Origin of the sequence: Pseudomonas sp. EA_15y_Pfl1_P101, from assembly GCF_963970835.1 — a bacterium.
In the GTDB taxonomy this organism is placed as follows: Bacteria; Pseudomonadota; Gammaproteobacteria; order Pseudomonadales; family Pseudomonadaceae; genus Aquipseudomonas; species Aquipseudomonas tritici.
Genome location: NZ_CAXAPA010000008.1, coordinates 238,511 through 250,606, shown reverse-complemented (window position 1 = coordinate 250,606; position 12,096 = coordinate 238,511). Strand labels below are relative to the sequence as shown.

Sequence of the window (12,096 nt, the reverse complement as noted above, 5' to 3'; positions counted from 1 at the left end):
AGCCATATTATTCGGCTCATGAGCCGTCAGGTTCTCTGCGCTACTGACAAACACTGTCCTTGTGCATCCTTCAGCTGTGCCTCAAATGCCAGCAATCCCATGCGCATCTTCTGCAATTCGGCAATGTGCACGGCCAGTTCCTGTTTTTTGCCAGCGATAGCCTGGTCCGCTCGGTCCCAGGGCAACGCATCGCCTTGATGGCCTCGGAGAATGTCCTGCAACTCCTTGAGCTTGAAGCCCAGTTGCTGCGCGCACTTGATAAACATCAGCAACTGAACGCTTTGCTGCGAATAGACCCGGTACTGGCCCTGACGCTGCGGCGCAGGTAATAGCCCGATCGCCTCATAGTGACGAATTGCCTTGATGGTCGTGCCCGACAACTGCGCGGCTTTGCCGATGTACATGAAAATTCCCTTTTCCCAATAAAGCGCCGGTTTGTTTCAGCCACCTGGCCCGCTGCGCTGCAGTAGAGCCCAGTACCTGCAATGGCCAGCAGGGCGTTTCTGTAACCGTTGAAAGGCCCTTCCTGAACCGTTCCTGGCCCCTTGTGACAGCACATGCCCCTGACTAGCCTGCCTTAAAACACAAGAGTGCAACGGCATGAGCGAAACCGCTATCGGCTTGACCCAACCGCCTGCGGGTTACAGCGACTGGCTGACTGACCTGAAAGGCCGCATCCATTCGGCGCAACAGCGCGCAACGCTGGCGGTAAACCGAGAACTCGTGCTGCTCTACTGGCAGATCGGCCAGGACATTTTGACCCGTCAGGCTGAGCAGGGCTGGGGCAGTAAAGTCATTGATCGTCTTGCCCAGGATTTGCGTGCGGCCTTTCCCAAAATGAAGGGTTTTTCACCGCGTAATCTTAAATACATGCGTGCTTTCGCGCAGGCATGGCCAAGCTCGGAATTTGTGCAACAGGCTGCTGCACAATTGCCCTGGGGTCATAATGTGGTGTTGCTGGACAAACTACCCGGCCCCGAAACCCGCCGCTGGTACATCGCCCAGGCGATAGCACACAACTGGTCGCGCAACACGTTGGTCATGCAGATCGAAAGCCGATTGCTGGAGCGCAGTGGCAAGGCCGTCAGCAATTTCGACAGCCATCTGCCCAAACCTCAATCCGATTTAGCGCGCGAATCGCTGAAAGACCCTTACCGTTTTGATTTCCTCAGCCTGGGCTTGGACGCGCAGGAGCGCGACATAGAAAACGCCTTGATCAAACACGTCACTGACTTTCTGTTGGAGCTGGGCGCGGGTTTTGCGTTCGTCGGCCAGCAAGTGCTGCTCGACGTTGGGGGCGATGAATTCTTTGTTGACCTGTTGTTCTATCACCTGAAGCTGCGCTGCTACGTGGTGATCGAACTGAAAGCGGGCAAGTTCAAACCCGAGCATCTGGGGCAGTTGAGCTTTTATCTTGCGGCCGTCGATGCCCAGCTCAAACACCCGCAAGACGGACCAACGATTGGCCTGCTGCTGTGCAAGAGCAAGAACGAAGTCGTCGCCGAATATGCATTGCGCGACAACAACCGACCGATGGGTGTGGCTGAATATCAACTGGTTGAGTCGCTGCCCGCGGAGCTGCAGACGGTTTTGCCTAGCATTGAGCAGATCGAGCGCGAGCTGGCGGATTAGAGTGCGTGATAGGCCAAATACGCGTGGGGACGTTGTGTTAGCGAATAAAAAGAGCCTGCTTTTCAGGGCAGGCTTGTGTTGAGTGAAACGGTTGGCTTAGTCCTTACGCGCCGTCAGCGCCGAGTAACCATTCATCAAGTTGCGGTAGTTCGGAATACGCTGGGACAACAGATTGCCCAGGCCTTCGATATCGTTGCGCCAGTCGCGATGCAGCTCACAGGCCACCGAGAACCAGTTCATCATCTGCGCACCGGCTTGGGTCATCCGGCTCCACGCCGCCTGCTGCACTGTGGTGTTGAACGTGCCCGAGGCATCAGTCACCACAAACACATCAAAGCCTTCCGCCAGTGCTGACAAGGTTGGGAACGCGACGCACACATCCGTGACCACGCCGGCAATGATGATCTGCTTGCGGCCGGTAGCCTTGATCGCCTTGACGAAGTCTTCGTTGTCCCACGCATTGATCTGGCCAGGGCGAGCGATGTACGGCGCGTCCGGGAACATTTCTTTCAGCTCCGGCACCAGCGGGCCGTTGGGGCCTTGCTCGAAGCTGGTGGTGAGGATGGTCGGCAGGTTGAAGAACTTGGCCAGGTCCGCCAAGGCGAGCACGTTGTTCTTGAACTCGTTAGGGGAGAAGTCTTGCACCAGGGAGATCAGGCCAGTCTGGTGGTCGACCAGCAGCACTACGGCGTCGTCTTTGTTCAAGCGGTTGTAGGTTGGCGTGCTCATGGTTGAATCCTTTTTTGTTTAAGTGGGTTTTGCGTTGCGTTCAACATGGGCACAGATTAATGGGTGGTTGACGGGTGATAAATCAGCTGCGGTGTGTCTGACTGTCAACCCCTAAGGGACAATTTAAAAATGGGTATTTTTTGCCCATCGGGCGTCGGCGCGAAGGTCACCTCAAGCCGTTGCCCGATATGCAGCTGTTGCCTGTCCTCGCACTCGATGACGGACAACATTGTCGGTCCCTCGTCGAGCGTTACGTAGGCGATGCAATACGCTTCATCGTCTCGCCCGCTGTAGCTGAAGCTGTACAAGGTGGCGTTGCCGCTGGCGACGATCCAGTCGGTGGCCGCACTGCCGGTAAAAGGGCTGTGGTCGCGGGGGTAGAAAAAGGCCTTGCCAGTGTCGAGGCAGCGGCGCAGCAGCAGTTGCTCCCGGTTGGCCGCTTCCCAGAACGGCGCGCTTTCGGGGGTGATGTGCGGTGATGTCAGGTGCATATCAGAGTCGCTCCAGAATGAGACTAGCGCTGCCATGCCTTGAGCCCAGCAATCCACCGGTGCCGTGGGCCAGGGCCAGCGCGCAGTCAGGCCGTTGCACCGCGGGGTGTGCCTCGCCACGTAACTGACGCACGGCCTCTATCAGCCTGGCCATGCCGCCGCGATTGCCGGGGTGGTTGTTGCACAGCCCACCACCGTCGGTATTGATCGCCAACGGGCCCATGCCGCTGATCAATTTACCGTCGGCAACGAAAGCGCCGCCCTCGCCGGGGGCGCAGAAGCCGAGGTTTTCCAGCTGGATCAATACGGTGATGGTGAAGCTGTCGTACAGCGAGGCGTAACGGATGTCACTGGGTTTGAGCCGTGCCTCGGCGAATGCATCGGCGCCAGACTTCACCGCGCCCGAAGCCAGCAGGTCGAAGTAGCCGCCGTTCAGATGACTGATTGAGTAACCTGCACCGATGGGTGTAATCAGCGGCCGCTTGAGTGCCCGCGCAATGGCCGGATGAACCACCACCAACGCGCCACCGCCGTCGCTGATCACACAACAATCCAAGCGTCGCAATGGGGCGGCGATCAGCGGTGAGTTCAGCACATCGTCCACCGTCACTATGTTGCGCAACATCGCCAAGGGGTTGTGCTGGGCATGGTGCGACGCTGCGACTTTGATCCAGGCCAGTTGCTCGGCGGTGGTACCGTGCTCGTACTGATGGCGCATCGCGCACATCGCGTACAGGTTGGTCACGGCGGCGCCGTAGGGCATTTCAAAGGGGCCCTCGCAGGTGGTTTGGGGCTGATCGAGGTGGTTGGCGTCCGGCCGTTGGCGCCTGGCACGCGGGCGTCCGGCTTGGGTGATCAGGGCAACGGTGCAGCGCCCGTCGGCAATCGCACGCGTAGCCTGGGCGACGTGATGCAGGTAGGACGAACCCCAGCTTTCTGTGGTCTCCAAGTGCCGAGGATGAATGCCCAGGTACTCGACCATGGAAAAAGGCCCCACGCCCGGTGCATCCCAACCGGGTACGTCGCCGGCGCAAAAGTAGCCGTCCACATCGCTGAGGCTCAGCCCCGCATCTGCCAGGGCGCCGCGGGCCACGTCCGCGTGCAATTGCGCGAGGGAGCGGTCCACCGCATGCCGTGTGGGGTGTTCGTAGGCACCGACGATAAAGGCTTTGCTCTTCATGGTTGACGACTCCGGCGGGCGTACTCGATGAAAAACGCCAGCGCCTGCGGATCGCGCATGGCGCTGAGGTTGGCGACGTTTTGCTGGTCGTGTCCCATCAGGATTCGGCGCACCGGCACTTCCATTTTTTTACCGGTCAGCGTCAGGGGAATCTGCGGCACCGCGAGGATCTGGTCCGGTACATGCCGGGGCGTGCACGCCTGGCGCAGGCATTCACGCACGCGCTGCTGCAAGGCGTCGTCCAGCACAGCGCCATGACGCAGTTCTACAAACAGCGGCATGAAAAAACCGCCTTCGGGCAGGTCCAGATTCACGATCAGCGCATCGTCGATTTCTGCGATGGGCTCCAATGCCCGGTAGATTTCTGCCGTACCGATCCGCACCCCAAAGCGGTTCAGCGTGGCGTCCGAACGCCCCAGCACCTGGCAACCGCCGCGGGCATTGAGCAAGAAAAAATCCCCATGGCGCCACACCCCTGGCCAGGGGTGGAAATAGCTTTCGCGGTAGCGCTCGCCCCCAGTGTCATCCCAAAAGTACACCGGCATTGACGGCATGGGCGACGTCACCACCAGCTCGCCAACCTGTTCAACCACCGCCTGACCCTTTTCATCAAACGCATAAACCGCCACACCCAGGGCGCGCGCCTGGATCTCACCGGCATACACCGGCAGTGTCGGCACGCCGCTTACCAGCCCCGTACAAATGTCCGTGCCCCCGCTGCCTGTGGTCACCCAGATGTCCGTTTTGAGGTTGCGGTAAAACCAGGCATTGCATTGCGGCGAAACCGGCGAGCCCACCGGCATCACGGTGCGCAGCGCGCCCAGTTCAAAGCGCTCACGGGGCACTACGTCGTAGCGTTTCATCAACTCGATATAGGTGGGGCTGGTGCCGAAAAAGCTGGCGCGGCTGTCCTGCACGATCTGCCACAGCGTATCGATGTTCGGCCAGGTCGGATGGCCGTCATAGAGCACTGGCCGTACTCCGCAGAGCAGGGCGCTGAACAAGGTGTTCCACATCATCCAGCCGGTGGTGGTGAAGATGAATGCTGCATCACCGGGGCGAAAATCCAGGTGTAGATGCAGTGCCTTCAGCTGCTCCAGAAGTATCCCGCCATGGCTGTGTACGATGGCTTTGGGCAAGCCAGTCGTGCCGGAAGAAAACAGCACCCATAACGGATGATCGAAGGGCAATTGTTCGCAGTGGAAATCGGCTGCGGGCACGGTAGGACGCAGGAGCAAGGCGCGCCAGTCGATGGCGTTCGCAAACGTCAGCGGTTCATCGGGAAACAGCGCTGGCAGCACGATGACGTGCTCGATACTGCCCAGCTCGCGGGCAATGTGCCGGACCTGTTCGCGTCGATCAAACGCCTTACCGCCATAGCGATAACCGTCCACCGCCAATAGCACCTTTGGCGACAATTGCCGCACCCGGTCCAGCACGCCCTCCGCACCGAAATCCGGCGAGCAACTGGCCCAGACCGCGCCGATGGCTGCACATGCACACAGCGCAATCATCGCCTCGGGAACATTTGGCAAATAAGCCACCACTCGATCACCCGGCACCACCCCCACTTCCCGTAGGTAGGTCGCCAGGATGCGAACCTGACGGGCGAAGTCACTCCACGGCAGGCCTTGCAAGGCAACCGTTTCACTCTGGAAGAGCAGCGCGTCGCCTTCGCGTTCATTGCGCAGAATGTGTTCGGCAAAATTCAGTCGCGCGCCGGGAAACCACTGCGCACCGGGCATCGCACGGTCACCCAGCACTGCCTGGTGAGGGCTGCTGGCCTGAATGTGAAAATGATCCCAGATCGATTGCCAGAACGCCTCCGGATTATCGACGGACCACTGCCATAGCCCGTGATAATCGGCGAATCTGAGCGTGCGTTCGTGCTTCAGCCAATTGAGGTAATGAGTGAGGCGGGCGTGTTGAAGAAGCTCAGGGGAGGGCTGCCAGAGCAGTTGCCCCTGGGCCACGTCGTTGAATGCAGTCGCCACGATAAAAGACCTCTGACGTTGTTGTTATTCGGGTCATGGGGTGCTCTTGCGTGGCGGACTGTAGCGATAAATTGTACGTCGTACAATTAGTGGCGTGTCTGGTTTTGCTGTGCGAATTTTCAGCGGCGGGCAGCCAGGGTTTCCAGGCCGCAGAGGAGGGTGTCGACGTAGAACGTGAAGCTCTCATCCAGCGCGGCGTGCACGCCATTTTGCCAGCGCAGGCTGAAACCGCGATTGCTCAGTTGGTCCATATTCTGCGCGAGAGTGGGGTGCTGTTCTGCGTCGACGGCCCTCAGCTTCTCCTGCACTTGGCATTGCCATGCCTCGGTGTTATCCGGCAATGGTGCGTACTCCAGCGTCGTGAAACCGGCAAGAGCAGCGATAAACGTATTGTAGGCGGCGGCCAGGGAAGGGCCGCTGAAACCCGCTTGTTGCAGTGCTGCCAACACACCCTCGACCAACGTGAAGTCGGTGCTGGCGTTGGACACCAATTGCGAGCCCAACAACGGCGCGATGTTCGGATGCTGGTGCACGGCATCATGGCAGTTGACCATCGCCGCACGCAGGTAGTCCTGCCAGCGCTCCTGAGGCTCTGGCGCAACGTGCTCCAAGACTTTGGCCAGCACTTCGCTCAACAACAATTCGCGTGATGAGACGTACCAATAGATGGCCGTCGGGTACACACCCAGGCTGCTGGCCAGGTTGCGCAGGCTGCATTTGTCCAGGCCTTCGCGATCGATCAACGTCAGGGCTGCGGTGATGATCGCGTCTTTGTTCAGTGGGCTCTTTGCATCTTCGCCAGCGGTTTTTTTACGCCTGCCTCGTGGGTTTGCGGTTTTGCTGGTCATTATTGTGGGTTCCGGTTGAGCGACGGCGAAAGGATAGCGGTTCACCGATTCGCTGTCGCTCTTGCGCAATAGCCGTCAATCCCCTCCGTAGCGCTCGACGAACGCTTGCGTGGCCGTGACCAGTCGGCTCAGCTCGCGGTCAGTCAGCGGCAAACTCAGCGCAAACAACCCGCGCCGCGCGCTGTAGATCCCACATTCGAGCAGGTGAAAAAAGAACAGGTCGCGCAGGTCGTTTCGCTCCGTTGGAACATCTGAAGGACGAAGAATCGGTAAGCCCGTGGGATGCAGATTCATCACCGATCCTTGCCCGGTAAATTGCATCGGCATGGGCGCCAGCACCTCATTGAGCTGGCCGCGCAACCTGTCGCCACGGGCATTCAGTTCCAACGCTGCTTCGCGCGTGTACACCTGCTCCAGTCCGGCGATGCCCGCCGCCATGGTCAGCACATTGTTATTGAACGTGCCCGCATGGGACAGGCATCCATGGCGCGGGTCAAACTGCGCGAGGATGTCCCGCCGCCCACCGAGCACGCCGCACGGCATACCACCGCCGAGGTATTTGCCCAGCGTGATCAGGTCCGGGGTGATGCCGAGCTTTTCCTGCAGGCCGCCGGGGGCCAGGCGCGAGGTCATCACTTCATCGAAGATCAGCAGCGTACCATGGGCGTGGCTCCTTTTGCGCAACCCTTCGAGAAAACCCGGCGCGGCACAGATACACCCGCCCGCACCCAGCATCGGCTCCACCAGGATGGCCGCAATGTCGACATGCTCATGCAACAAACGCTCGACGCTGTCCAGGTCGTTGTAGTCGGCCAAGTAGACCCGATGCGGCACATTCATCGCCGTGCTTGTCCCGGCAAAACTCAACACACCGCCGTGATAACCGCCGTTGAACGCGATGACTCCGCTGCGCCCGGTGTAGGCCTTCGCCGCCGCCAGCGCGAGCAGATTCGCCTCGGTGCCGGAGTTGGTAAACCGCACCTGCTCGATGCAGCCGAAGCGCTCCACAATCAGCGTCGCCAGCCGCGCCTCCCCTTCCGTATGGGCGCTCAGGTTCAGCCCATTCGCCATCGCCTTTGTCAGCGCATGGGTGATCACCGGATGGGAGTGTCCATACAGCGCTGCCGTGTATTCCGCGAGAAAATCGACGTAGCGGTGCCCATCCAGATCATCGAGAAAACACCCGCTGGCGCCTGTCATCACCAACGGAAACGGCTCATAAAACAGCACCGAGCGCGTGTTGCCGCCGGGCATCACCTGCGCGGCCCACTCCAACTGGCGCGCACTCTTTGGATTGGCCCGGATGTACCGTTGAATGCAACGCTCCAACTCAAGCTTGCCAGGCATCACTCACCCCCTTCGACGCAGTACGTTTCGGATACACCAGCATCAATAAGCCAAACCACGCCGCCGCTACGTAAAACGCCGCGCGCGTTTCCGGGTCGCGAATCACCAACACCGTCAGCACGCCCAGGTAACCCAGCACCAGCACACTGCTGACCTTGGGCCAGGGCAGGCGGTAATCCACTTCTGCCAGCTCGCTGCGCTGCACCTTACGGCGATAGGCCATATGCGCGGTGATGATCACCATCCACACCCAAATCAACAGGCCCAGGATTCCCGTGATCAACAGGCTGAAAATGCTCTCCGGGATCAAATAATTCAGCAGCACCCCCACTAGCAAAATGGCGGTCGACACCATCAAGCAACGGGCCGGCACCCGTTGCGGGCTCAACACCTGCAACTGACGCGGCGCCTGCCGGATATGTGACAGTGCAAACAACATGCGGCTGGTGGCAAACAGTCCGGTATTACACGAGGACGCCAGCGCGCTGATCACCACGAAATTGATGAATCCGGCCGCCACACCCAGCCCAATACTGTCGAACACCATCACAAACGGGCTTTGCGAGGTGTCGATCTGGTTCCACGGGTACAGCGCCATGATCACAGCGGTCGACCCCAGGTAAAAAATCGCCATGCGCCACAGGATGCTATTGATCGCTCGTGGCAAGGTGCGCTGCGGCTCGGCTGTTTCCGCCGCCACCAAACCAATCACCTCGACCCCGGCAAAGGTAAACGCGGCCACAGGCACCGCGAACCAGAAGCCATGCCAGCCATTCGGAAAAAACCCACCGTGCTGCCAGAGATTCGCGACTGAGGGTGTCGTCTGCGCAGACGTCTCCAGCCCAAACAACAAAATCACCAACCCCGCCCCAATCAGCCCGACAATCGTCAACACCTTGATCAACGCCAGCCAGAACTCCACCTCACCAAACGTCTTCACTGCAAATAGATTGATCACCATCAACACGCCGACAGTGACCAACGCGGGAATCCACTGCGGCAACTCCGGGTACCAATACTTCATCAACAAACCAATCCCGGTCACCTCCAGCACCCCGACCAGAATCCAGATCATCCAATACGACCACCCCGTGATAAACGCCACCCGCGGCCCCAAAAATTCCTCCGCGTACGTCGCAAACGACCCACTGCTGGGTCGATACAACGACAACTCCCCCAGCGCCCGCGCAATCAGATAAACCATCCCTCCACACAACGCATACGCCAGCAACAGCGCCGGCCCCGCCGTGGCAATCGCCTTGCCCGACCCCAAAAACAACCCGGCCCCGATAATGCCGCCGATAGCGATCAACATGACGTGGCGCTCCTTGAGCGATCGCGCCAAGCCATGGTTGGAAGAGTGAAGCGGTGTTGTAGACATCAGCATTCCCCAGGCTGCATTACGCAGCAGTGGTTGAGGGTGAGCCCGGCTTGGGCCGGTTTTATTGTACGGTGTGCAATAAGCAGGTTTTGGGCCAGCGGCGAGGGGAGTCGGGGAATTGGCGTTTAAACGGTTCATTTAGATATGCGTGTAGGACGTTTCATCTGATGTTTATGCGATGGGGGTAAGGTTGCAGGGTGTCACCTGGGAACACAGGTGGGTGGGGGGAACACGGGAGTGAGTGGGGTGTGATCTTCAAAGGCCAGCAGGGCTGATCTTTGTTACGTGCAGGACGTTTCCTAGGGAGCGCCTATCGCTCGTCGACGCTTTTTGATGACCGGAAAACGTAACGCAAAAATCTCACGCGTGAGCTCTTGAGCATGGTCGAAATTGCCTGTAGTGTTTCTCACGCGTGAGTTTTTCACAACGAGGTCAGTACCATGAAAAGCAGCTCTCCATCGAGCCCGCCGGCTGGGCCCGATACAGATTCAGCAAGCCGCAAGGGAGAGCGCTTGAAATCGCCTGCGAAAAAGCCGTCGAGCTTTTATATGAAGCAGATGCGCGCGGGCCTGGCGGCCGCCGGTTATGTGAAACACGAGACTTGGGTGCTTCCCGAAAATCGAAGCCTGCTCAAGCAGATGGAGAAACAGCTTCGCCAGCCGATTCTGGCTGGCTCATTCATGTCGGAGAATTACATGAGCGCAGGTACCAACTGGAACATCAATCGCCTCTTCAGTGCACTTCAGGCCCTGGACGACGTGGTTTCCAACGACATTACGCTTTCTCTGGTTCAAGGTTCCGAGTCCAGCATCAAGCTGGAAATGAACGACTTCGGTGGCCTGCCGATTTACATCGCGGTGGTCGGCGAGCAGATCATCGTCGACACCGTTCTGGTCGACGTCGAGTCCATCAACGATGTACCTGCCTTCAATGACGCCGTGCTGCGCAGCCGGGAGATGTTCCCGCTGTCCTCGATCGGCATCGAGTCCATGCCGAACGGGCAAGTTATTTACAACATGTTCGGCGCGTTGAGCTCCGACTCCAGCTTGACGAACATCGTGACCGAGGTAAAAACCCTCGTCGATAACGTGCAGCGCGCGAGCGAAGCCTTTGAACGCTTCTTCAACTAATCAGTAGGGAATATCCAATGACTCAGTCCATCTGGAGCAAATTGTTCACCGCGCTGCGTGGCGGTGCCAACGAAGTCGGCGAATCGATTGTCGATCAACAAGCCCTGCGCATCCTCGACCAGGAAATTCGCGACGCCGACAGCGCGCTGGCTAACGCCAAGCGTGAGCTGGTCAGCATCATGGCCAAGCACAAACTGGCGAATGATCGCGTCGGCGAGTACAACGCCAAGATCAAGGATCTGGAGTCCAAGGCGATGGCCGCTATCCAGGCCAACCGTGAAGACCTGGCGCTGGAAGTGGCCGAGGCCATTTCGACCCTGACCAACGAACTGGATGTCGAGCAAAAGCAGGCCGCCGAGTTCGGTGGGTACGCTGAAAGCATGCGCAAGGACATCACCAAGGCTGAAAGCCGGATTAAAAGCCTGCGTCAGCAAGTGGACATGGCCAAGGCGCGCGACAGCGTACAGAAGGCCCAGGTCAGCGCGTCCATCGCCAGTGGCGGTGCCAACGGCAAGCTGGAAACCGCCGTCGGTACGCTGAATCGCTTGCAAGCCAAGCAGCAGCAACGCGCCGCTGAGCTGCAAGCCCAGGACGAACTGGCTGACGCCTCGACGGGTACCGATCTGGAGCGTAAATTGCGCGACGCCGGCATCACGCCGAACGAAGGCAGCGCCAATGCGATTCTGGAACGTCTGAAGCAAAAGTCGGCCGACTAAGCAACGCGGTAACAGGAAGGGCATGGTCTGCCCTTCCTTTTTTATATCGAGGTCAGGATGGATGCCCTGAAGGGTTTCAAGACAATCGCAGGCCTCGCCCTCTTGATGGTCGCGCTGCAACTACTCAATGCAGCCACCGGTTACAGCCTGATGGCATACGGCCTGGTCCCAAGAACGCTGTACGGGCTGCCGGGCATTCTCACCTCACCCTTTTTGCACGCGTCCTTTGCTCACCTGAGTGCGAACCTGATCGCCTTTTTGATACTGGGCACCCTGGTCATCCTCGAAGGGTTCAATCGGTTCATCAGCGTCAGCGCGATCATTATCCTGCTGGGCGGCTTGTTGGTCTGGCTGTTCGGTTTTGCAGGCGTCCACGTGGGTGCCAGCGGCTGGGTATTCGGGTTGTGGGCCTACCTCCTGTCTCGCGCCTGGTTTCATCGGAGCTGGAGCAACCTGATAACCGCCGGCGTTGTCGCTCTGCTGTATGGCGGGCTGATCTTTGGCTTCCTGCCGCGTCAGGGTGTGTCCTTCGAAGGTCACCTGTTTGGTGCGTTCGCTGGATTTATTGCAGCCAAAGTACTTCTCTCTGCGCCGCGCAGCAGGTTTAATGCGCGGTGAACGCACTTGAGCCTCCAGACGCCCAGGCGC

General features: G+C 59.1%; 12 protein-coding genes and 1 pseudogene. 4 read left to right on the top strand and 9 right to left on the bottom strand.

Going from position 1 to position 12,096, the window contains the following annotated elements; genetic code table 11:
• Positions 1–26: 26 nt before the first annotated feature.
• Together AACY36_RS15085 and AACY36_RS15080 are read right to left on the bottom strand one after the other, a co-directional pair.
• Entirely contained in the window at positions 27–404 is a 378-nt protein-coding gene (locus tag AACY36_RS15085; RefSeq protein WP_339416978.1) for a MerR family transcriptional regulator, read from the bottom strand.
• Positions 343–480, bottom strand: a pseudogene (locus AACY36_RS15080) (NAD(P)H-dependent oxidoreductase); the annotation flags it as partial. The pseudogene AACY36_RS15080 and the gene AACY36_RS15085, both read right to left, overlap by 62 nt.
• 120 nt (positions 481–600) lie before the next feature.
• On the opposite strand from AACY36_RS15080, the gene AACY36_RS15075 reads away from it, so the two are divergent.
• Positions 601–1,632 (top strand): PDDEXK nuclease domain-containing protein, encoded by a 1,032-nt coding sequence (locus AACY36_RS15075; protein ID WP_339416977.1) that lies wholly within the window; start codon positions 601–603, stop codon positions 1,630–1,632.
• A gap of 96 nt (positions 1,633–1,728) precedes the next feature.
• On the opposite strand, the gene ycaC is transcribed toward AACY36_RS15075, so the two are convergent.
• The 7 genes from ycaC to AACY36_RS15040 form a co-directional block, all read right to left on the bottom strand.
• Complete coding sequence (ycaC, locus tag AACY36_RS15070) at positions 1,729–2,361, bottom strand: isochorismate family cysteine hydrolase YcaC (RefSeq protein WP_049711340.1); 633 nt, start codon at positions 2,359–2,361, stop codon at positions 1,729–1,731.
• A 104-nt stretch (positions 2,362–2,465) separates the two neighbouring features.
• Positions 2,466–2,852: a Zn-ribbon domain-containing OB-fold protein gene (locus tag AACY36_RS15065; RefSeq protein ID WP_339416976.1), complete on the bottom strand. Its 387-nt coding sequence runs from the start codon at positions 2,850–2,852 to the stop codon at positions 2,466–2,468.
• A 1-nt stretch (position 2,853) separates the two neighbouring features.
• On the bottom strand, positions 2,854–4,032 hold the full coding sequence (locus tag AACY36_RS15060) for a thiolase domain-containing protein (protein WP_339416974.1): 1,179 nt from the start codon (positions 4,030–4,032) through the stop codon (positions 2,854–2,856).
• Positions 4,029–6,026, bottom strand: a complete 1,998-nt coding sequence (locus AACY36_RS15055; protein WP_339416973.1) for an acetoacetate--CoA ligase — start codon at positions 6,024–6,026, stop codon at positions 4,029–4,031. Before AACY36_RS15055 ends, AACY36_RS15060 begins: the two co-directional genes overlap by 4 nt.
• Before the next feature lie 119 nt (positions 6,027–6,145).
• A complete protein-coding gene (locus AACY36_RS15050; protein ID WP_339416972.1) occupies positions 6,146–6,874 on the bottom strand; it encodes a TetR/AcrR family transcriptional regulator C-terminal domain-containing protein in 729 nt (242 codons plus the stop codon).
• A 75-nt stretch (positions 6,875–6,949) separates the two neighbouring features.
• A complete protein-coding gene (locus AACY36_RS15045) occupies positions 6,950–8,221 on the bottom strand; it encodes an aspartate aminotransferase family protein (protein WP_339436983.1) in 1,272 nt (423 codons plus the stop codon).
• Entirely contained in the window at positions 8,205–9,536 is a 1,332-nt protein-coding gene (locus AACY36_RS15040; RefSeq protein ID WP_339416968.1) for an amino acid permease, read from the bottom strand. Before AACY36_RS15040 ends, AACY36_RS15045 begins: the two co-directional genes overlap by 17 nt.
• Before the next feature lie 614 nt (positions 9,537–10,150).
• Here AACY36_RS15040 and AACY36_RS15035 point away from each other — a divergent pair.
• The 3 genes from AACY36_RS15035 to AACY36_RS15025 are packed head-to-tail and all read left to right on the top strand — an operon-like array spanning position 10,151 to position 12,066.
• Complete coding sequence (locus AACY36_RS15035; protein ID WP_339417052.1) at positions 10,151–10,732, top strand: YjfI family protein; 582 nt, start codon at positions 10,151–10,153, stop codon at positions 10,730–10,732.
• Positions 10,733–10,749: 17 nt separating this feature from the next.
• Positions 10,750–11,448 carry a PspA/IM30 family protein gene (locus tag AACY36_RS15030; protein ID WP_339416966.1) on the top strand — a complete coding sequence of 233 codons (699 nt, stop codon included), beginning with the start codon at positions 10,750–10,752 and terminating at the stop codon, positions 11,446–11,448.
• A gap of 57 nt (positions 11,449–11,505) precedes the next feature.
• Positions 11,506–12,066, top strand: a complete 561-nt coding sequence (locus AACY36_RS15025) for a rhomboid family intramembrane serine protease (RefSeq protein ID WP_339416965.1) — start codon at positions 11,506–11,508, stop codon at positions 12,064–12,066.
• Positions 12,067–12,096 lie beyond the last annotated feature (30 nt).